The organism is Luteolibacter sp. SL250 (genome assembly GCF_026625605.1).
Taxonomy (GTDB): domain Bacteria; phylum Verrucomicrobiota; class Verrucomicrobiia; order Verrucomicrobiales; family Akkermansiaceae; genus Luteolibacter.
Window position 1 is genome coordinate 4,043,491 of sequence record NZ_CP113054.1, and the last position, 20,636, is coordinate 4,064,126.

Genomic DNA, 20,636 nt, shown 5'->3' on the forward strand with positions numbered 1-20,636 from the left:
TCGGCATACCACCGCGGACAGCCTCAAGCAGCAGTTCATGATGGATCACACCGGCGCGTGGGATGCGGAAGCCCTCGCCCGCCACGAAGGCCAGATGCTCCAGCTGCTCCAGACCGCCCTCGCCGAACCGACGCTTTGGAACGAGGAGAGGCTGAAGGTCCGTTAGAGGCCGTCCTGCGTGCTTGAACCTACGGCATACCAGGTGCAGATCTTCTAGAGGGGGAGTGCCATCGACGTCCACACGCCTGCAAAGGTGAGGGATGTTCTCAAATTCAAGCTCGGAAACCTTCTTGAGTTCAACGAGCACGCAGAAGCTACCGACTACTACCAGAGCCTCCACTACCTGCCGAAAGCCCGACAGTTGCAAGCGAATCGCCAGCCTGCCAATAACTCATGAATCCGGAGCGAGGCAATCCTTAGCCTCGCTGCGCTTTCCAAACACGCACCATTTCGTTCAATAGAGATCTCATCCGAAGTAACCCTTGCAGCAAAGAAGATTCAAGCCTCGGTGCTGGCCTCCTCCGGAGGTGCCCGTCGGATGAAACTCCGTACGCTGCTGGATCGATTCGGCTAGCCGAGGCCAAGAAGGAGAACCGTCTTAAAAAGCGGGAGGAGATTCTGAATGCCCATAACCAAGCTAAAAGCTACTGTCTTTGGACCCAGTGCGATTTCTTTCTGATCACCGACAGCAAGACGATTCAGGCTTTCCACATTGCGAGAGGGAACCTCGCCGATCTCAAACCGCTCTTTACATGTGAACGGCACGAATTGAAGGACAAGTTCGGCGACCTGCACTCCATCGTCTCACGTGAAACTCTTTCCGCATACTACTTGGATAAACTCGCCACAGTCGAAGAAGCCTCATAAATGCATTTGCCATGAGTTCGTCGTCAGCTGCAATTCCCGCAATTTCTGCGCCCCCTGTTTGCGGGCCGATTGTCTTCGAGGAAGTTTCATTCATCGAAGAGGAGGGATGCTTTCGAGCGCTCTGGAACGGTCGGGCAGTTGGGTACCTTATTTCGGTGACTAATGCAGACAATTCGGTTCTACTCTCTGACATTGTTGTCTACCCAAAGGTCGAAATCCGGATCGATTGGATTGACCGACTGATCCGGAAAGTGAGGCCCCATTGGGGGGTAATTTATCCTCAAAAACTCGGCATAGGCACCGAACTTCTAACGAGATTTCTCGACTGGTGTAGAAAGGCGCACGTTCGCGAAGTCTTTGGAAACGTGACGGAGGCAGGTTTCAAGGAATGTCCGTTTCTTCCGGATTGGTATCGGCAACACGGATTCAATCTGGTCCCTCCTGATGGACGAGCGGATTTCTTTCCGGTAAAGTTCAAAATAATCTGGCGGCCACACTAGCACCATTGGATCACCTTCTTTATTATGGCGAAGGAAACGACAATCGAGCGAGATTGGCTCTACAAGGAAGTTTGGAAGCGGGCTTCTACCAAGATCGCCAATGACCTTGGGATCTCAAGTAGTGCGTTAAAGCGCATCTGCAAATCAATGGACATCCCAACTCCCCAGCCGGGTTATTGGGCGAAGATCCAAGCAGGCAGAAAAATTGCGGTCCCAAAGTTGCCGCAGGCGATAAAGGAGACAAAAACTATTTGGACAATCAATTCTGCGAATAGTGAGGTTCAGAAACAACGTATCGAGAAGGATGCAGAAACGAAAGAAAAGCTGGAAGCCCTGCCTACTGTCGAGCTTTCTACCGATTTGGAAAATCTCCATTCATTGGTGAAAGCCACCCGGACCCATCTCCGGGAGCTTTCCGGAAAAGTTTCCTGGGACAAACGAAAGAACCGCAGACGGCTCAACGCCACGGTTTCAGAAGGCACCTTAGACCGAGCATCTCTTTTTCTGGATATTCTGGTGAAGGCAATCGAATCGATGGGATTCAAATTCCGCTGTGACCTCGACAGCGAGAAAGGATCTCACCTTCCCGATAGGTTCAGGCATCAGCAAACTTACGATGACCACAAATCCGGAATTTGCTGGATCGAGGCAGGTGGGGAAAGGGTTACTCTCGTTCTAAAAGAGAAGAACAGGCGAAGCTACAAGCCGCCTAGTGAAAAGTGGCCTTGGAAAACGTTTGAGGATATTCCATCCGGAATTTTGGAATGCCGCGTGGGCGATTGCTACTCATACAATGGTCGCACTAGCTGGAAGGATGGAAGCTCCCAGAAAATCGAGGATCAGATACCTCTGATAATAGCTACTGTTCCTCAAATTGCCGATGCGATGCGTCTAGCCAAGGAAGCGCGAGCTAGAGAAGAAGAACGCTATCGGCGAGCAGAAGAGCTCCGTCGATTCGTAGAATACCGAAAGAGACTCGATCGGGAGGCTATTGAAGAGTTCCTTGGGGATGCCACCACTTTCCGATCCGCTTGCCTCGCCCGGGAGTATATGAATGCTATGAAGGCTCGCTTTGCGAGTAAGATTGATTCGGAGGAACCGGAAGAGAATCTGAAAATTTGGATAGAATGGATAGAGCGCAAGATCTCGCAAATCGATCCTCTTGAGGGATCGCCACCTTGGGAGAAGGACTCGTTCAAAAGAGTGATCGAGAACTTGAAGCTAGAACCACCGACATGGGATCACAATCCCTAAGGTAATCGTCAGCGCACTCCTTACTTCAGTTCATAAATAATGCAGCGATCCTGCCTTTCTTTTCCTGATCTCCTAAAAGCAAACCCCTGCCCTTATGGGTTCACACTACACAGACTATTGAAAGAAAGATAGCTTCGGACTATCCCGATTAACAATCAGTGACTTAGCGTCCCAGCAGGTTATTTTCGTCGTCTCCCTTGAATCCATACGCCCTCTGTTTTACGGATTGTTATTAGCTCACTCGGCAGATTTCAGCCAGTGGAACATCCGTGGTGAGCTTGTGCCCCCCGAGGACTCTTGGCCGCGTGTTTGGGAGAATGCACGCAACGACCGCTCAAAAAGAGAATCGCTTCTCTTGGGACACCAATCCATACGAATTCCCTGCGGTAGTCTGCCCCTGGGCACGAACGATTCCTTCCTCACCCAGTTCGACACCATCCAATACCCAGCCTTCTTGCTTTCGCATCGGTTGGGGCAGACACCGCCAGTTCGCGCCCCCGTCGGTGCTGAGTTCAAAGATGGCTTGGGTGACGGCCGGGGCTGCACCTCCCCGCAGCCAACTGATGCGCCCTTTCAAAATATCCAACTCGTCCTGGGGCGGGTCATTCAGGAGGCGGTAGATGACCGGTTCACTTCTTCCGGTGCCGATCGCTTTGCTCCCGTATAAAAGGATCTTCCCATCAGCCTGGAGGGCGACGCCGCACAAGGAACGCCTCAGGCTGCGCTTGGGGAAGGTCACATCCTCGGACCCGTCCGGGTTGAGCCTACACAGTGCAATATCGGTCTGAGTGACATGCCCATCTCCGTTAACCACGGCACAAAGCAGGATCTTTCCATCCTCCTGGAGGGCGATACTGGAGGTCGCTCGGATTGGGCCCGCCAGCCGGGTATCCCCTCTTCCATCGGGCCCGACACGACGTAGAACCCCACTTTTATCTCCTGCTTTGTAGTGCATGTACAGAATGGCACCGTCTGGGCACAGGATGAATCCGCCTCTGCTTCCCTGTCCTGTCACAGGCTTGAAGCCTTCATCCTCAGACCCGTCGGGGTGAAAACGCAGGATTGCATTCCAGGTTGGCTCTGGCTGCGGCCCGTAGGCCGAAGATCGGACGAGGATCCGTCCGTCCTGCTGCACCTGGACTTTTGACAGCGAAGCGACATTGGCGGTCGGAAAGAGGTTTTCGGCGGTAACCTTCTCATAGAGGTTCTCCCCCGGATCGAGGAGACTGGCGTAGGCCGGCGGGGCCCGGAAATCTCCACCGGGAATCGGCTCGCGAGTACCATCCCAGCGCAGACGGATCAATGTCCCCACCGGAAGAACCTCCTCCTTCTTCCTTCCCAGCGGAATACCGCCCCCGAAGGCAACATGCAGCCTTCCACCCCGGATCACCGTGAATCTTTCCGCCCAGGTCCTGAAGCCTTCATACGGTATAAAAGTCCGGTCAAGGCTGCCGTCACCATTCAACCGCGCCAGACGGGGTAAATCGACCCCATCAACACCCAAGAAAGATCCTCCCAGATAAATCTTATCCTGCGGTGCGATGGCGAGACTCCCCAGCCCAAGATAAGCCGGCCCCGATTTGGAAAAGCGCGGCATTCGGAAGTCCGGATCCACATCTCCAGGGGCGGCGGCTGCGGGGATCACGTTCAGCGCCGGAAGGATGACGACCAACAGGATTTTGAATATCACTTGATAAGCCTCATAATCTGTAAAATTCCCTCCGTAGTCAATCCATGGGGAGACCCGCGCGCGGATCACGAAAGGCTTGATGACCGAGGGAACTGATGACTATTCATAGACAGATGAAACCCGTCAGCCTCCTCCCAGCCCGATTGATCGCCTTACTCGGATCAATGGCCCCATTGATGGCAGCCGCACAAATCGGCACCGCCATGCGGTTCAAGGGCGTCATTTTCACGGTGGACAGGGCGCTGGTTGAGAAGCAGCTGATACCGGCAAAAGCTCCCGTTTCGAAAGATGGGCCGCTGTTCACCGCCAGCGATCCGGCGGAGCTCTACAAATCCCTTATCGATCAGAGCGCCGCCCCTCGGGGAGGCTCGTCAATGGTGGTTCTTCCCGACGTGGAAACGACAAGCGGCCAGACAGGGATGGCCGAGAAAAACGGGGTCTCGATCAGGATCGACCCGATTCTGGGAAAAGACGGTGAGCGGGTCGTGGGCCACATTCTTGTGAAAACGGCCGATCGCGCCCAACGGGGAACCCTTGGCGCGAAGGTTGGCGAACCATCTTGTCCGGGGGCCTATCCCAGCGTGGATCCCAACAAGCTGGAGGTTCTGTTTTTCAAAGCTGAAGCCGTCAAATGAGTCATCCCTGCCTATTTGGCGACCATGGTTGAAATGAGGGCGAAATAGAGCGCATCGGCCTCCTTGCCTTCCGGCAGTTCTTCAAGGCGGACCACCTGCGACCCGGCTTCGGCTGCGAAGGTGGACTTGATCTGGTGCAGGTGGAATTCAGGTATCCTCTTGCTGCCAAGATCCGCACTGGTGAATTCCCCCGCCAATCCAGTCCGGGTGAGATCGAGCGAGACCTGGTCATCCACCGTGACCGCCAGTTGCAGGCCACAGGGCCTGAATTCGAGGGAGGATGTTGTCGACCAGAAAGACACTTCGGAAGATGATTCCACGCTGCTTCTCACACCCTTCGTTCCAAGAATCCGCAGATCCCCGACTTTCATCCGCGGCACGCCCCGCAGGCGTTCAAGGTCCGCGGCTACCGGATTGTTGTTTGTCTTGCCAGCCAGCTTGAAGACCTCCACGGCAACAAGGGTTCTCGGTGGCAGCTCCGGCGCTGGCTGAACGGCAGGATTCGCCGAATCGATGATCTGGAGGAGGATGAGAGAAAGATGCTCCTGGTCCTCAGTCGGAGCAGCCGACAACGTCCCCAACAGATTTTGAACGGAATGCCGGACTTTTACGGTCGATGATAGTTTCTTCCGACGGGGGACGAGCTTGTTCCGGGAAGTTGCCGCTTCCTCTCCTTCCAGAGTGCCCTCCCCGGTCCATTCGATGGAGGCCTCAATGGAGTGCCAGCCGTTCGCGTCAGTTCCCAGAAGCCGCAGGGTGCCTGCCGCTCCCATCCCAACCTCGTAACCCCGGGCATTTGGGGCGTAGCCGGGGTAAGCCTTCGGGTCCGGAAGAAGTTTCAGATCATCAAACGTGACGGGAGATTCCATCTTGAGTGGTGTCTGCCATCGGAAAAATTCCGTCGCCCGCTGCTGGCGCACCACCTTGTCCAACTCCTCCACCACACCTTCCGGCAAGGACGCGGCGGATAGACCGTTGGGTAGAAGCTTCCGCACGATATCAACGGGCAGCCGGACTCCACGGAAGGTGGCGGACAACTCCCCCGCGTTTCCTACACAAGAGATACAGGTTAGAATTGCCGCCACGATTGATATCGACGTCTTCATAGCTCAAACCACGGAGTTTCCGGATATGAGATACTCGCCGGAAATCGCCACAAGTTTAATTTTCTCACCCTCTTCATTTCCGGCCCCATCTGCTCAAGGCGGAACTAAGAAGAAACCGCTCAAGCCTCCTAGCCTTAGGACCGAGCGCCCCCCCGCCGGGTCCTGGCCTCGCCATTTAGGCGATGTCACCCCAACCCGGAACCCCTCTGATGCCTACATCCGAATGTCCCTGGCTTTTAGGAGTTCGGTTTGGGATTCCCAAGGCATTTGTTGTGCTTGGAAAGGCCCAAGCGAGCGAGGTAGCCCGTAAAGCTCAAGCCCAGCGCCTCATTAACTCAATGCATACCAGCACGCCCTCCCGGTGTACTATTTGTCCACTGCATCAATCGCAGCCACAAAATACGCCTCTTCCAGAACAAACTGAAGTGTGAGGCAGCCATCCGTCCTGCTGGCCCGCATTCCTCCGTGGCAGTATTCACAGCTCGGTGCCTCTTCGTCATCCCAGGCCTTTTCCAGAAGCTCCCGGGAGATTTGCTTCATTTCGTCGATGGTGGGGACCGCTCCGGGATGACTGGGGCGGGTGCTGACATTCCAGCCGACCGCGGCAGCGGCGGCGCTCACTTTGGCGAAATCAAATTGGGCCATGGTGCTCTCGATCGCCAGTGAGCGGACTTTGCTTGGTTCGGATTCCATTCGATTTGTGGTTTGGAGGATGGCGGGCGGTAGATCCCGCCAGCCATCCCTTTGTTGGTTTCGATGAGCCGCCGCCTACCGGGCAGGCTCGACCGGGTTTCCATCAATGATCAGATACCGTATGCCTCCCTGACTCCAGATGCGGAGAAGCACGCGTTCTTCATTGAGACTCCTGCTTCTGGCGATGGCGTCATCCGCGCCGCTGACCGGTTGCCGGTTGATTTCCAGGATCACATCGCCCGGTCTGAGGGCAGCCCGCGATGCCGGGGAGCCCGGGGTGACCGACACGATGAGGGCACCGGAACGGATCTGGGAAGGAATGTCATGCTCGCGTCGCGCCCGGGCATCTATGTCCTCGACGCTGACTCCGGCCAGCGGATCGTTGTCCGAACCGCGTTTCATACCGCCGCTTCCTTCAGTCTTGGCCATGCCGCCTTGTGGTTGTTGCTCTGGTTCGACGGAAACATCCTGCTCCTCCCCCTCACGGAGGATCTTCAGCGTAACGGATGTGCCAGGAGAGGTTTGGGCGACAAGGAGACGGAGATGGCGGCTGTCCTGCACTTTCTTCCCATCGAAACTGATGATCACGTCCCCCGCCTTGATGCCGGCGCGTTCCGCTGGCGAGGACGCCGTGACATCCCCTACCAACGCGCCGGTGTTTCCAGGGAGCTTGAATTCCTCCGCCAGTTCGGGAGTCACCGGCTGGATCATGACTCCAAGGTGAGCCCTCGTGACTTTGCCATCGGCGATCAGCCGTTCCATCACGAAGCGCGCTTGGTTGATGGGGACGGCGAAACCCACCCCCTGGTTGCCTCCGCTTCGGCTGAGGATCGCCGTGTTGATACCAACCAGGCGTCCTCCCGCATCCACGAGCGCTCCGCCCGAGTTGCCGGGATTGATCGAGGCATCGGTCTGGATGAAATCCTCGTAGTCGATGATGCCCATGCCGCCCCGCCCCTTGGCGCTGACAATGCCGCTGGTCACTGTTTGGCCCAGGCCGAATGGATTGCCGATGGCAAGGACCACATCGCCAACCTCGATCATGTCGCTGTCTGCCACGGTGATTGCGGGCAACGATCCGGCATCGACTTTTAGCACGGCGATGTCCGTCTGTGGATCGGTGCCGACAACTTTGGCGTCGTAGATGGAGACATTGTCCGGAAGGGCGACTTTGATCTCCTCGGCGTTTTCGATCACGTGATTGTTGGTCAGGACATAACCATCCTCACTGACGATGACCCCGGAGCCCAGGCTCTGTTCCCGCCTCTCCTGCGGGACGGCTGGCTGGCGGCCGCCGAAGAAGAATTGGCGGAGCATCTCATCATCCATCAGCGGCGAGACGCCCGGATTGTCGCGGATGGTTTTCGCCGTGTAGATGTTGACGACGCTCGGGGTCACACGTTTGACCACCGGAGCGAAACTGTTGGCTTGCCGCCCATCCTGGACCAGCGGGCTGTCATCGATCTTCAGCTCCGGCTGGTCTTTGCCAATCAGCGACGTCAGCGCCAGAGGACTCGCCAGCAGTGCGAGAAGCAGGATGCGGCGTGAAAGCTTGGGAAATGAACTCGTCTTCATGAAATCTCATGGGTTGGGATGAAGGGAAAGCAAGCGGCGAGCTCCGGTTGCGATCGCTGGAACCCGCCGCTCGCGCAGGGTGCGTCAGTTCACTTTGACCTCGATTTGTTTCGGACGGGCCGCCTCGCTCTTCGCGATGCGGATGTCGAGCATGCCGTCCTTGAACTGCGCATCGACGCTCGAGGTGTCGCTGTCGTCAGGCAGGGAGAAGCTGCGGGCGAAACAGCCATAGGCGCGTTCGACGCGGTGGTACTTCTTCCTGTCGCCCTCATCCTTCTCGAATTTGCGCTCACCTGTGATCGTGAGCATGCCGTTCTCCACCGTCACCTTGACGTCTTCCTTGTTCACCTGCGGCAGCTCCGCGGTGATGAAGTAGCCTTCATCGGTTTCAGTGATATCGACAAGCGGCACCCATTCGGTCATCGCAAGTGATTGTTGCCGTCCGTTGTTGCCGTGACGGACGGTTGAAGCGGGATTGAAGGCTCCGAGAATCCGGTTCTGGAAGTCTTCCAATTCCCGCAGTGGGTTCCAACTACTCAGTGCATTTTTCATAGGTTTCCTTTCAGACGGCGGACGGGTTGGTATTTCCAGCCGATCCTCCATCCGCCGTGATTAGCGGACCGTCTGGAAGGTGTTTCGGTTGCCTTCCACCTATGGGGTAGCTGGCACGCACCTGAATTTTGCCCCAGCAAATCGCGTGCCGGATAAAAGGGACGTAAAATCAATCTCTTGCGAGAGAATGGTAAATGGTTCTGGGACAAATTTTCCTGCCAGATTTTCCATCCCGAGACAGAATGACCCACTCCAGTCAGGCCTCACGCCGATACGTGCCATTTGTCGGATGGGGGACAGAGGCCTACGGAATTCAGACGCACGCGGGGTCTCCTTCGACAATTTCCATCTGATGCGCGGCCAGGTGATCCAGAAGGAAGCCCTCAAAAACTCTGGCAATGGTGGCCGCGGATACCAAAGCGAACCACGCGGAGGTCATCCGGCATACGGACAGATTCAGGACGTGCGCCGCCGGCTGGACCGGCTGGATGGTCAGCGAACTTTATTTCACCGTCGCCCGAACGCGGAAAAATCGCTGACCCGTGGAGCCAAGGTACTCTCCGGGAGCTCCGGGCGACCAGTTCACCATATCGGTGGAGGTTTCGAGCACGACATCATACTTCGCGTCCGCCGATCCTGGTGTGACGAGCGAATCCGAGAACAGGTGCTGTCCGGCCCTGGTGATCTGGAGCACGAGGAAAACGTCGGCATTTGGCAGATCTGATGAAGCACCGCCGTCACCCGCAGATTTGCCCAACCGTATGGATGTCAAACCTGACATGGTATCGAACGGGACCACCAAGCTGTTAACGATCCCGTGGATGGAGAGGTTCAACTCCGCCGAGCTTCCAGCCATCGTCATGTAGCCACGGGGGACACCGGAAATTCCGACAGCGGAGGATCGGACCTGGCTCCCTCCGATGATCTTCACCAAGTCCGTGGGATTGAGCGCTACCGTGGGCGTGCCGCGGTTCAACGTGACAATCTCATGGGATAGCGAAAGCACTGACGAGGCGACCAGAACGAGAGGAATGAGCAGTCTGAGCATTCCCAAAACTGAATGATCCAAGATTTCCATCCAGCTAAATCCACAGCGAGACAAGCAAGCGCTTCCCTTGGGGCTGGACCTCGCCACTCCGAAGATGCTGCCGAGTTTGCGCTCAGCTTCGAGAGGCGACGTTAGTGGTGATCTCGTGCTTCAGAGGTCGGCTTTGCCGTTGATTCCACAGTTTGAGAAGGTGGATCGAGGTTCGCTCCAGCATTGTCCGCGCGCGGGACGGATGCATTTCCTCAAGCACATCCTCGACGATTCCGTGGATCTCCCTGGGCGAGCGTTCCGGAAAGCGCTTCTTCAGGCTCCGGAGTAGAAGTTCCAAGCCTTTCGGCTGCCTCCATTGGCGAATGGTTCCCTCGTTGCTGGCAAAGAGCGGATTCATAGCATCCCATTTTTACCATTATCTGACAGGAAATCAAACGGTCACCGCTCAGAGCAGCCAAGAGAAGAATGCGGCGAGACCCGTCGCCACCATGACGAACAGCCAGAAGGCCGGATCGCGGAACCACGGGTAAGAGGACATGGGTGTCGTAATTGACATGACTGGTCATCGAAAATCAAAGCTTCGGTATTCGTAATTTTCTAACCGAAAAATTTCATTTCACGCATCCGCCCCGCAATTTTGCGACCTCAAAACCGGCCATCATGATAAACGACTGGATTCGTGCCTGGCTGTCCCAATAGCCTCCGGCAGGCGGCATGAGAGTTTTACGCGAACCCCTTTTCTGGCTCTGCGTGGGCGTCCAACTCCTCTTGGCGGCCATCCTGATTATTCTCTTCTGAAGTCCGCTCGCCTCGTCCCTCTATGGGACAACCTCGTCAGATAAGTCCGGCTTTTGAACGCGCCTCTCCTCTTCGTATTTCCGGAGGATCTGCTCAAGCGTGACGGGGGGGAGTATCGTTGGCCATGCTGCAGAAATGCCCGCGGTCCTAAGATCTACGTCCGGAGTTGGTAGCAGAGCCAAGAATACCGGATTTTCCCGCAGTTTCCCAACAATCGGTTGCGTCTATCAGAACCGGTGTTAGATCACCGCAACCTGAGGGCTGATGAGCATCCTGCCAGGATAGAGGCCAGGACCGAGCGTGTGTTCTCCGCTGGATCCTGGCCTCGCCATTTTCCGGTAGGGATTACCACGGAGTACCGAAACACTACCACTGCTCACTTGAACAACCCCCATTTCCCCCGGATCGGTGGAGGGAATGTTCGCCGAGTTCCACGCCCGTTCCGCGTTTTCCTTCCTCGAGGGAGCGTCGTTGCCGGAGGCGATGGTCGCCCGGGCGGCGGAGCTGGGCTACCGTGCAATCGCCATCACGGACCGGGGCGGGTTCTACGGATCCGCGCGGGCGCACTACATGGCGAAGGAAGTGGGCATCCGCGCCTCGGTGGGCGCGACGATCCCCCACGAAGGGAATGCGGTGCCGGTGCTGTACGCGAGCCGGGAAGGCTACAGGCGGATGTGCCGGGACATCACCAGCAAGAACCTGTTGCTCGCGGAGCCGGAGGCCTATGGGTGGGATGGAACGGATCACCTCATCGCGCTGACCGGCGACCGCGACGGGGCGGTGGGCCGCGCACTCGCGCGGGACGACCGGCAGGCCGCGGAATCGACGGTGCGCTCGATGATGCGCCGGTTCGGCGACCGGAACGTCTATGTCGAGGCCTGGAAGCACGAACAACGCGAGGACGGAAGGGTGCTGCGGCACCTGAAGGATCTCGCCGCGCATCTCCGGCTGCCGCTGCTGGTGAGCAATGCCCCGTTGATGGCCACCCCGAAAGACCGGATGCTGCTGGATGCCTTCACCTGCCTGCGAAACCACACCGCGCTGGACCAGGCGGGCCGGTTGCTGGCACCGAATGGGCAGCGGATGCTGCGTTGCGGCCGTGAGGCGAAGAACATCTTCGCCGACTCCTGCCGGGATGGGCTGGTCAACCAGAAGCGGCTCTATGAACGGCTGGACTTCACGCTCGAGGATCTGGGCTACCGCTTCCCCGACTTCTCCGACAGCCGCGGACAGCCGCTGTCCATCCCAGAGCAATGCACGCTGCTCCGGAGGCTGGCTTATGCCGGTGCGACCAAGCGATACGGCAAACTTTACCCGAAGGTGCGGACCCAGCTCGAGCATGAGCTGACTCTGATCAACCGGCTGGAATTTCCCGGGTATTTCCTGATCGTCCACGACATCGTGGAGTTCGCGCGCGGGAACGGCATCCTCTGCCAAGGCCGGGGATCCGCGGCGAATTCCGTGGTGTGCTACTCGCTGGGGATCACCGCGGTGGACCCAATCGGAGGCGGGCTGCTGTTCGAGCGCTTCCTGTCGGAGAACCGGCGGAGCTGGCCGGACATCGACATCGACTTTCCCTCCGGCGACCAGCGGGAGCGGGTGATCCAGTATGTGTTCCGGAAGTATGGCGCGCGGGGGGCTGCGATGACGGCGAACGTGATCACCTACCAGAGCAGGAGCGCCTTTCGCGAGATGAGCAAGGTGCTGGGGTTCCCCGAATCGGTGGCCGACCGCTTCTCCAATGCACCCGGAGCCTTCCGGGACGCCGGTTCCCGCAAGGAACTGCCGGAAGAGGAATACATCGAGCACAAGGAACAGCAGCGGCAGGACGACTTCGACGAGAGAGTGTCCGCACTGGTCCCGCCGTCGCACCCACGGTTCGGCGCGCTGAAGCACCTCTACCACTCGGTGCTGGCGATGCCACGGCATCTCGGACAGCACTCGGGAGGGATGATCATCTGCGACCGCGGGCTGGATCAGGTGGTCCCCATCCAGCCCGCGACCATGCCCGGCAGGACGGTGGTCCAGTGGGACAAGGACGACTGTGAGGACCTGGGCATTGTGAAGATCGACCTGCTCGGCCTGGGGATGCTGGCGGCTATGGAACATGCGATCCAGATCCGGGCACGACGGGGCCATCCGGTCGATCTGGCGAAGATCCCCAAGGATGATCCGGCCGTGTTCGACCTGATGTGCAGGGCGGACACGGTGGGGACGTTTCAGGTGGAAAGCCGTGCGCAGATGGCAACGCTGCCGATCATGCGGCCACGGTGCTTCTATGATGTCGCGATCGAAGTGGCGATCATACGCCCCGGCCCCATCGTGGGCGATCTGGTGCATCCCTACCTGAACCGCCGCTGCGGCCGGGAGCCGGTCGACTACATCCACCCTGCCTGCAAGCCGACGCTGGAGCGGACCCTGGGCGTGCCGCTTTTCCAAGAGCAGGTGCTGCGGATGGCTATGGATGTGGCGGGCTTCACCGGGGCCGAGGCCGACGAACTGCGGCGGGCGATGGCCTTCAAGCGGAGTGACGCACGGATGTCGGCCATTTCGGAGAAACTCCGGGCACGGATGACAGAACGGGGCATCGAGCCGGAAGTGCAGGAAAAGATCGTGGCCTCCATCGGGAGCTTCGCGCTCTACGGATTCCCGGAGTCGCATTCCATTTCCTTCGCGCTGATCGCGTATGCCTCCTGCTGGCTCAAGGTCCACCACCCGGCGGAGTTCTACGTGGGCATCATCAACAACCAGCCGATGGGATTCTACTCGGTGAACACGTTGATCCAGGACGCGAAGCGGCGGGGCATCCGGGTGCTGGCCGTCTCCGTGACCGAAGGCACCGACGAAACGACCGTGGTCGATGACCGGACGATCCGGCTGGGCCTCCACCTGATCAAGGGGCTGAGCGTTGGACTGAGGGAGCGGATTTTCACAGCGCGGGCTGCGGCGTCCTTCGGTTCGCTGGAGGAATTCATGCGCAGAGCGAAGCCGAATGCCAAGGAACGCCGGAAGCTGGCCGAGTCCGGGGCGCTCAACGGGCTGCCCGAGGTGGAGCACCGGCGGGATGCGCTGTGGCAGGTCGAGCTGCCGCTGCACGACGATCTGTTCGCAAACCGGGGAACGGAGAAGGAGGTGCTGCTGCCAGGAATGTCGATGCCCGAGCGGCTGACTGCGGACTACGCGACCATCGGGGCCTCGGCGGGGCCGCACACCATGAAGCTGTGGCGGGAGAACCCCGGAGCGAAAGGCGTTCTGCGGGCGAAGGATCTCCAGATCCTGCCGCGGGGCTTTCCGATCCGGATCGGCGGCATGGCCATCTGCCGCCAGCGCCCTGGCACCGCGAAGGGTCACTGCTTCATCTCGCTGGAGGATGAAACGGGGATCGCGAACCTGTTCGTGCCAGCGGAGACGTTCATGCAGTTCCGGAGGGTGATCACCACGGAGCCATTCCTGTTGGCGACCGGGCGGCTGCAGGTTGGCGAGGGCAACCAGGCCACTGTGTTCGTGACGAAGGTGGAGCCGCTGCCGGGTTGCGACCGCACGCAGGCCGCAAAATCCCACGACTTCCATTGAGCGCAAAGTCCTTCCCAGATGTCCGGATGCCTAGATCTGATACGACTCCATCGTCATCCTGAACGGGAAGACCAAACCTTCCGCTCCTTCAGGAAATTAGAAAACACCAGAAGCCACGACGCCCGGCCCTACGAGGTAGGGATCGGGCCCCAGGCTCTGAGATGGCATGAAATGAATTGGCGATGCACCAAGCAGTTCGCGGCTCTTGGTCAGTCCGCAGTCTTTTCTTTCGCTCTCACGGTAGCGAGAGAAGAAGCAATCGCTGTGCGTTGGTTGGAAAGAAGCGATTGGATGTCTGATGGGAGATCGGCATGCTGAAGCTTCTCTTCGTAATCAGCGAGGGCGGCTTCCTCTCCGCGGATGCACTCCTCCAATATCGCCTCGCCATCGTCATTTGGCGTAAGAGCGTCCTTAACCGAAATCCATACCTGATGAAGTTTGGCGGTAGTGCTGCTGCCCTTGTCGGGGGTGCCCCCGTATTGGCTGATCGCCTGCTTGAGTTCATGTCCAAACTGCAACCGCATGTCGCTCTGGTTGCGGAAAAAGGATTGGAGTGCAGGAAGGCCCTCGGCACGCTCCGCTGCCTTCTTGAAACCTTCCTCAGCGTCGTAGGCTTTGGTAAGAAGATCGTTTAAGTTCTCGATGACGTTTTTGGTTTCCATAGTCTGCCATCTTTCGCAGATGCTATTCCACCTTTCCGGAATGGGAATTTTGCTCCATTTGCCGGGGGTTGGTCTCATGAGGATGGGGCAACGGTTCAAAGGGCCTCACTCCGTGAAATGCAGATCACTCTCGTAATCGGTCATTTGCACGATTGGTGTTCAGGGGAATGTGTAGCCACCGGGCGGTGCCCCCGCCCAGTCCGTGACACCACTGACTTCCATTGAGTGCAATCTGTGCTAGATCCTCAAATGCCTGCGATTCGATACGAAGCCATCGTCGTTCTGAAGGGAAAGACCGAGCCATCAGCGATCCCCTCGATTCTCGTCATCCGACCTGACGATCTGTCGCCGGAGCGTCCCGAAGCGGAACTGCTGACTCACGGTTTCGACCTCGGCGTCGAAGCGATTCGCCTGCTTGACCGCGACTCTGAATACCAGAGCATCACTCCTGTTGGCATCCCTGAGCCGATGGACCTCGATGGCTCGTACGAGGACTTCGATCCTGATCTGGAGAAGGATGGCTGGCGGGTCTTCATCGAATGGGAGCCTCAATCCTGAGCGTGTCAGAAAAGCTCGCCTTGCTCGGGGCGCGGCTGGGTCTCCCCGGTAAGGAAGTTGGCAGCGGGATTGAAGCGAAGCACCACGCTTGTTGGCTCAAAGCTCACCATCTCACCGTCCAGGTATGGATCGATCTCGTCCGGACTCAGCAAGCGTAGGAGACGATCATGTAAAGGCGCGATCTGCGCGTTTGGTTCGGTGGTCAGTGCAGAAAAGCGCAGGCCGTTCTCCGGATCATCTTCCCAAATTCCTGCCACCCAAAGCCACTTCCCCTGAGGATCATCAAAAAGAACCGGCCGCTTGTCCGTCTTGGGTCGGCCAAAGTCACCAGCTCCGTGCCATCGTTGGCCGGGGCAGGACCGCTGAAAATCGTATCCATCAGCGACACATCCAGGCGGAAATGGTATTGCTCCCGGTTGATCCCAGCATCAATCAGCTTCTTTACTTCCGGATATTTGGAGGAGTCGAACTTCGGAATAGGGAGCAGCTTGTTCCAGTGAACCCCGAGCGTCTCCAAGGCTTTGGCGAAGGCCATTTCATGGGCTTCATCGCGCGCTATCAGGAACGCCACCGTGGCACGGAAGGTCTTGTTTTCGGACATCTGATAGATCCGGCATTTTGGGAGCCTACCGGTCGACTCCAGGCCGAGATTGTCCAGCAGGTCCAGAACGAGATTGCCGTTACAGTGGACGTAGCTGCCACTCCACGGGTTGCCACTCTGCTAATCGTTCTAGTTCTTCGGTGACCCTTGGCCTCCGCTACCCGCGCTTCTGATCCTCGATTCCAGGTTCAACGGATCTCCAATCAGGGAATGGCTTGATCAGTAACACTAGGCACAACGGCAGCAGTTTGAATCTGTTAGATGGAGGCCGAGGATTATGAACTCTACCGTCGATTCCTAGCAGAAATCTGGCGGCACCAGAAGCCAGGCAATTCATTTCCTTTTGATTCGATAGACGCGACCGCCGCTATCGTCGCTCATGAGAACCGATCCATCTCTGTCTTCGATCAGGTCACACGGCCGGCCGAACTGACCTTTCTCGTTTTCCAGAAAGAATCCGGATATGAATGGGTGGAATGTGGCGCTCGCTCCGTCCTTGCCCAGCCTAACGCGGACGACTTCGTATCCGCTCGCCGTGCCCCGGTTCCATGAGCCGTGAAGGGTCACCAATCCGTCACCCGCCACTTCGTCGGCAAAGAACTTTGCGGTGGGAAACAGTAGCGCCATCGGAGCGCTGTGGGCTGTGTAGGTGCCGACCGGTGCTTCGCACTCCGCTGCATACTCTGCCCTGGTCTTGCCAGTCGTTTCCGCGGGGTCGCGCGACGGATTATGCTTTCCATCCTCAAACACGAAAGGCCAGCCGTAATTCAGCCCGGGTTTCAGTTCGTTTAGTTCCTCCCGCTGGGAGTCATCGCCCAACCAATCGATTCCATGGTCCATACCGTAGAAACGCTTGTTTATGGGATGCCAGGCGAAACCGATGGTGTTGCGCAAACCGGTCGCGTAAATCTCCCGTTTCTTTCCGTCCAAACTCACCTTCAGCATGGTCGCGCTTTCCTTGTTCGGCTCAGGCGCGTCGTTGGACGTGCTGCCAACAGAAAGAAACAGCTCGCCCTCGGGGCTGAACTCAATGGTCCGGTTCGGATGCTGGCCTGCGTCTGGCAGGTCATCACACAGCTTCCGCATCTCGGAGAAGGTGCCATCACCGGCAATGTCGGCCACGTAAAGATCACGGATGGCGGCAAGGTAGACCTTCCCGTCCCTGACCGCGATGCCGTGCACATCAGGCAAGGTCACCAGCCTGTCCTTAACTTCCAGCACCCCATCGCCGTCCGCGTCGCGGATGAGATGCACGTCGTTGAAAGGAGCGCGCCTGGTGACATAGATGCCACCGCCGGGTGCGAGTGCAAGCATCCGAGGTGCTTGCAAACCCTCCGCAACCGCAGTGATTTCAAATCCCTCGGCGATTTTGAGATTTTCCATCATCGCATCAGTGGGTTGCAGCTTCGCGGGGCGAAAAATGTTCCCCTCAATCTTTGCGATGGTTGGCTTCGGCTGCTCACCCTGGGCCCACGACAGAGTTCCCAGCATTATCATGGGGAGCATCACGGCCAAAGGTTGCCCTAGTTTATTGATCTCAGTGACTTTCATTTGGTGTTGGTAGTATTATGAAATTTTGGCTAGCTCATGACCGAATGCTCTCAATCCGGATCTTTCCTTGATGTTCTCGTTCCCAGGGATTTCAGCCCAGCTTAGCCCAGAAATCGTCTGAAGATAATGGGATCCTGAGCGGGACCTGATTCCAAGTTGAAGGGAGCAAAGAACAATGCGTGGATCGCGTTATGCATCCTGGAACAAAATCCTTCTGAGAACGGCGCGCCCACCGAAATTCTTCTAACAATCACCTCCCCGTCTCCTGCCGCCCGCCTTGCCCTGTGGTCGGCTTATAGTCGGATCTGGTGCCTGAGCCCTCCCCGGTGGGAGCGGTGGCGGGGCCGTCACGGCTATCACGCCGAATATCTGGGGCGGGATTTCCATCCGCGCGAGTGGGAGGAGGAGAAGCAGCTTTCTGATCGCAGGATACAACGGAAGCGACTATGACCGCCAGAAGCGGAAGCATTGATTTGGGATGAATATTCATTAGGTAAGATGGTTGTCCAACGCCTCTTGGCGCGGACGCCCTGCCCTTTTGCAATAAGAATGCCATGTGCAGTGGCCGAGTGGAGCCTTTCTCAACCAAAACTGAACTGCCTGGCTAGCCTATACCCGGACCCTCAGCAGCCCGCCTGAAATCACCTTCGCGCGCAGTCCTCCGCGGAAGCCCTCTTTCATGAAGCGTTCCGTCCCATCCTCCACCACGCGGTCCATCCAGTGGCAGGGCCTGCATTCCTGGCTGCCCTCGAACTCGATGCCCTGGAACACGAACCGCTTTCCCAACCATTCCCCCAACCGCACGCCGGAAACGATGAGGTTCCGCCGGAACACTGACGCGGGCAGCTTCGGCAGCTTGAAGTGAGCGCGTATTTCCTCCACCACCTCTTCCTCGAAAAACGTGACCTGTCCCTTGAAGTCCTGCCGGTAGCCGAAGTAGCGGTCCCCCACCAGCCCCTTCCCCGCCACGCACTCCACCTCCTCCACATCACGGATGCCGTTCTGCAGGCGGCCCGCGCCCTGCCTGCCCCAGTAGTCATGCCCGCCGGAGATATAGATTTTCCCCAGCTTCACCTGGTCCCACACTCCGGCGTGTCCTTCCTCCGCGGTCGTCATCACCCAATGTAATGCCTGCACATCATCGGCCCGGAAAAAAACCGATCAAAATCGATGGGCCCACTTGATCGTCCCGCGATCCGTCGGAATGTGGAGGCGCATCCACCCCATGAGCGGAACATCATCGACAGGCGTCATCGGCAGCGGCCCTTCAGCCCTCTTTTTTCTCAAGAACCTGCTGGATAGGCTCCATCAGATGGAGAGCCCTCCGCGGCGGATCTCGATCTTCGAGAAAAGCCACATCATGGGCACCGGCATGCCCTACAGTCCGGAGACGACCAACATCCACAGCCGCTCCAACATTTCCTCGGAGGAACTTCCCGAGCTTCCGCAGTCTTTCGCGGATTGGTTGCGGTGCCAACCACCCTCCACGCTCGAGGAACTGGGCGTGGAACCCCCGGTCGATGAGGAGGCGGTTTATCCACGGCTGGCCCTGGGGCGTTACTTCCAGGCACAGTACCGCGTGCTGGTGGATAGGCTGCGGGAGGCGGGTGTGGAGGTCCATGAGTTCCCAGGCTGCAGGATCTCCGACATCCGCGCGGATGCGGGCGGTGGCGTGACCCTTGTGACCGGGGAAGGTGCCGAACACCGGTTGGACCGCGTGGTGGTCGCCACCGGACACCACTGGCCGAACAAGGACAAGCCAGCCGCAGGCTACTACAGCTCCCCATGGCCCATCCACAAGCTGGTGCCGGAAGACGGCGGGGTGCTCAACTTCGCCATCGGCACACTTGGGGCCTCGCTCAGTGCCTTCGATGTGGTGAACACGCTCGCCCATCTCAACGGCAGCTTCTCACGGAATGACGATGGGGGTCTGACCTACGCCGCCGCTCCGGGGACGGAGGATTTCAGGATCGTCATGCACTCCGCGGAAGGGCTGCTTCCTCACCTGCAGTTCGCGCAGGAAGAGCCGATGCGGGAAATCTACCGGCACGTGAGCCTGGACGAGCTGCTCGCGCTGGTGGACGCGCAGGGCTACCTGCGCCTGGAGCAATACTTCGACAGGGTATGCCGGCCCGCATTGCTGCGCGCCTTCCAAAAGGACGGCATGCCGGAGATGGTGGACCTGCTTTCGGCTCCGGATTTCCGGCTGCGTGATTTCGTGGAGAAGATGACGGATGAACACGACTACGCGGATGCGTTCGAGGGCATGCGCCAGGAGATGGAGGAGGCCAGAATCTCCGTGGAGAACGACCGCCCCGTCCACTGGAAGGAATACATGGACGACCTGATGTACACCCTGAACTTCCACGCGGAGCTCCTGCCTGCGGAGGATCACATCAGGCTCTCCAGTGAGGTCATGCCGTTCCTGATGAACGTCGTCGCCGCGATGCCGCTGGAGTCCGGCGAGGTCCTGCTGGCACTCCACGATGCCGGAAAACTGGAGTTGATGGAGGGCCGCGTGGAGCTGGCGGAGGAGCAGCCGCACGCGGACAGCACGCGGATCGTCGTGTCAGGAGGGAAGAGGGACACCATCATCGACTACCGCATGTTCATCGATTGCGGAGGCCAGAAGCCATTGGAGCTTTCCGATTATCCGTTTCCATCGCTCGTGCGGGCGGGAGATGTCCGCGAGGCCCGCGCATCGTTCGCCGATCCGGCGGAAGCGGCACGGGTGGCGGAAAAGAAGCGGGACAAGCTAAGCACCGGAGAAGACGGGCGACCGGCCTACCGTGTCGGAGGCCTGGACATCGATCCTTTCTACCGTCTCGTCCGCGCGGACGGCGTGCCGGATCCCAGGTTGCATGACATCTCCTTTCCGCTGACCACCGGACTACGGCCGTATTCCTATGGCCTCCAGGCGTGCAATGAAACGGCCCGCATCCTCATCGAGAGCTGGATGAGGCATGGGTGAGGCCGCCAATC

Annotated in this window: 15 protein-coding genes and 1 pseudogene; 6 read left to right on the forward strand and 10 right to left on the reverse strand. The window is 58.3% G+C overall.

What is annotated here, in order from left to right:
• Positions 1–37: 37 nt before the first annotated feature.
• Positions 38–166, forward strand: coding sequence for a hypothetical protein (locus OVA24_RS17610; RefSeq protein WP_267671428.1), 129 nt, complete (start codon positions 38–40; stop codon positions 164–166).
• A gap of 1,225 nt (positions 167–1,391) precedes the next feature.
• Complete coding sequence (locus tag OVA24_RS17615; protein ID WP_267671429.1) at positions 1,392–2,621, forward strand: hypothetical protein; 1,230 nt, start codon at positions 1,392–1,394, stop codon at positions 2,619–2,621.
• A 334-nt stretch (positions 2,622–2,955) separates the two neighbouring features.
• Here the strand turns inward: OVA24_RS17615 and OVA24_RS17620 are convergent, their stop codons facing one another.
• Complete coding sequence (locus OVA24_RS17620) at positions 2,956–4,380, reverse strand: delta-60 repeat-containing protein (protein WP_267671430.1); 1,425 nt, start codon at positions 4,378–4,380, stop codon at positions 2,956–2,958.
• Between the two features lie 44 nt (positions 4,381–4,424).
• On the opposite strand from OVA24_RS17620, the gene OVA24_RS17625 reads away from it, so the two are divergent.
• Positions 4,425–4,946, forward strand: a complete 522-nt coding sequence (locus OVA24_RS17625; RefSeq protein WP_267671431.1) for a hypothetical protein — start codon at positions 4,425–4,427, stop codon at positions 4,944–4,946.
• 11 nt (positions 4,947–4,957) lie between these two features.
• Here the strand turns inward: OVA24_RS17625 and OVA24_RS17630 are convergent, their stop codons facing one another.
• From OVA24_RS17630 to OVA24_RS17650, 5 genes are all read right to left on the reverse strand, one after another.
• Entirely contained in the window at positions 4,958–5,941 is a 984-nt protein-coding gene (locus tag OVA24_RS17630) for a hypothetical protein (protein ID WP_267671432.1), read from the reverse strand.
• A gap of 477 nt (positions 5,942–6,418) precedes the next feature.
• On the reverse strand, positions 6,419–6,745 hold the full coding sequence (locus tag OVA24_RS17635; protein ID WP_267671433.1) for a hypothetical protein: 327 nt from the start codon (positions 6,743–6,745) through the stop codon (positions 6,419–6,421).
• Between the two features lie 75 nt (positions 6,746–6,820).
• Positions 6,821–8,320 carry a DegQ family serine endoprotease gene (locus OVA24_RS17640; protein ID WP_267671434.1) on the reverse strand — a complete coding sequence of 500 codons (1,500 nt, stop codon included), beginning with the start codon at positions 8,318–8,320 and terminating at the stop codon, positions 6,821–6,823.
• Positions 8,321–8,404: 84 nt separating this feature from the next.
• Complete coding sequence (locus OVA24_RS17645) at positions 8,405–8,872, reverse strand: Hsp20/alpha crystallin family protein (RefSeq protein ID WP_267671435.1); 468 nt, start codon at positions 8,870–8,872, stop codon at positions 8,405–8,407.
• Positions 8,873–9,374: 502 nt separating this feature from the next.
• Entirely contained in the window at positions 9,375–9,950 is a 576-nt protein-coding gene (locus OVA24_RS17650; protein ID WP_267671436.1) for a hypothetical protein, read from the reverse strand.
• Between the two features lie 1,176 nt (positions 9,951–11,126).
• On the opposite strand from OVA24_RS17650, the gene OVA24_RS17655 reads away from it, so the two are divergent.
• Positions 11,127–14,282, forward strand: a complete 3,156-nt coding sequence (locus OVA24_RS17655; RefSeq protein ID WP_267671437.1) for an error-prone DNA polymerase — start codon at positions 11,127–11,129, stop codon at positions 14,280–14,282.
• A gap of 209 nt (positions 14,283–14,491) precedes the next feature.
• Here the strand turns inward: OVA24_RS17655 and OVA24_RS17660 are convergent, their stop codons facing one another.
• Positions 14,492–15,022 carry a ferritin-like domain-containing protein gene (locus OVA24_RS17660; protein WP_267671438.1) on the reverse strand — a complete coding sequence of 177 codons (531 nt, stop codon included), beginning with the start codon at positions 15,020–15,022 and terminating at the stop codon, positions 14,492–14,494.
• A 171-nt stretch (positions 15,023–15,193) separates the two neighbouring features.
• On the opposite strand from OVA24_RS17660, the gene OVA24_RS17665 reads away from it, so the two are divergent.
• A complete protein-coding gene (locus OVA24_RS17665) occupies positions 15,194–15,502 on the forward strand; it encodes a hypothetical protein (protein ID WP_267671439.1) in 309 nt (102 codons plus the stop codon).
• A 322-nt stretch (positions 15,503–15,824) separates the two neighbouring features.
• On the opposite strand, the pseudogene OVA24_RS17670 reads toward OVA24_RS17665, so the two are convergent.
• The 3 genes and pseudogenes from OVA24_RS17670 to OVA24_RS17680 all read right to left on the reverse strand — a co-directional run.
• A pseudogene (locus tag OVA24_RS17670) lies at positions 15,825–16,220 on the reverse strand (manganese catalase family protein); the annotation flags it as partial.
• A 216-nt stretch (positions 16,221–16,436) separates the two neighbouring features.
• Positions 16,437–17,654 carry a PQQ-dependent sugar dehydrogenase gene (locus OVA24_RS17675; protein WP_267671440.1) on the reverse strand — a complete coding sequence of 406 codons (1,218 nt, stop codon included), beginning with the start codon at positions 17,652–17,654 and terminating at the stop codon, positions 16,437–16,439.
• Positions 17,655–18,263: 609 nt separating this feature from the next.
• Positions 18,264–18,770, reverse strand: coding sequence for an MOSC domain-containing protein (locus OVA24_RS17680; RefSeq protein ID WP_324287903.1), 507 nt, complete (start codon positions 18,768–18,770; stop codon positions 18,264–18,266).
• Positions 18,771–18,879: 109 nt separating this feature from the next.
• Here OVA24_RS17680 and OVA24_RS17685 point away from each other — a divergent pair, with 109 nt between their 5' ends.
• The gene (locus tag OVA24_RS17685) at positions 18,880–20,625 is read left to right on the forward strand and encodes an FAD/NAD(P)-binding protein (RefSeq protein ID WP_267671442.1); all 1,746 of its coding nucleotides are present in this window, start codon (positions 18,880–18,882) and stop codon (positions 20,623–20,625) included.
• Positions 20,626–20,636 lie beyond the last annotated feature (11 nt).

Bases quoted from the DNA above. Each gene is read 5' to 3' on its own strand.
- OVA24_RS17625 (WP_267671431.1), top strand. From the start codon at position 4,425: ATGAAACCCGTCAGCCTCCTCCCAGCCCGATTGATCGCCTTACTCGGA.
- OVA24_RS17675 (WP_267671440.1), bottom strand. From the start codon at position 17,654: ATGAAAGTCACTGAGATCAATAAACTAGGGCAACCTTTGGCCGTGATG.
- OVA24_RS17640 (WP_267671434.1), bottom strand. From the start codon at position 8,320: ATGAAGACGAGTTCATTTCCCAAGCTTTCACGCCGCATCCTGCTTCTC.
- OVA24_RS17665 (WP_267671439.1), top strand. From the start codon at position 15,194: ATGCCTGCGATTCGATACGAAGCCATCGTCGTTCTGAAGGGAAAGACC.
- OVA24_RS17650 (WP_267671436.1), bottom strand. From the start codon at position 9,950: ATGGAAATCTTGGATCATTCAGTTTTGGGAATGCTCAGACTGCTCATT.
- OVA24_RS17685 (WP_267671442.1), top strand. From the start codon at position 18,880: ATGAGCGGAACATCATCGACAGGCGTCATCGGCAGCGGCCCTTCAGCC.
- OVA24_RS17680 (WP_324287903.1), bottom strand. From the start codon at position 18,770: ATGACGACCGCGGAGGAAGGACACGCCGGAGTGTGGGACCAGGTGAAG.
- OVA24_RS17635 (WP_267671433.1), bottom strand. From the start codon at position 6,745: ATGGAATCCGAACCAAGCAAAGTCCGCTCACTGGCGATCGAGAGCACC.
- OVA24_RS17660 (WP_267671438.1), bottom strand. From the start codon at position 15,022: ATGAGACCAACCCCCGGCAAATGGAGCAAAATTCCCATTCCGGAAAGG.
- OVA24_RS17645 (WP_267671435.1), bottom strand. From the start codon at position 8,872: ATGAAAAATGCACTGAGTAGTTGGAACCCACTGCGGGAATTGGAAGAC.
- OVA24_RS17655 (WP_267671437.1), top strand. From the start codon at position 11,127: ATGTTCGCCGAGTTCCACGCCCGTTCCGCGTTTTCCTTCCTCGAGGGA.
- OVA24_RS17615 (WP_267671429.1), top strand. From the start codon at position 1,392: ATGGCGAAGGAAACGACAATCGAGCGAGATTGGCTCTACAAGGAAGTT.
- OVA24_RS17610 (WP_267671428.1), top strand. From the start codon at position 38: ATGATGGATCACACCGGCGCGTGGGATGCGGAAGCCCTCGCCCGCCAC.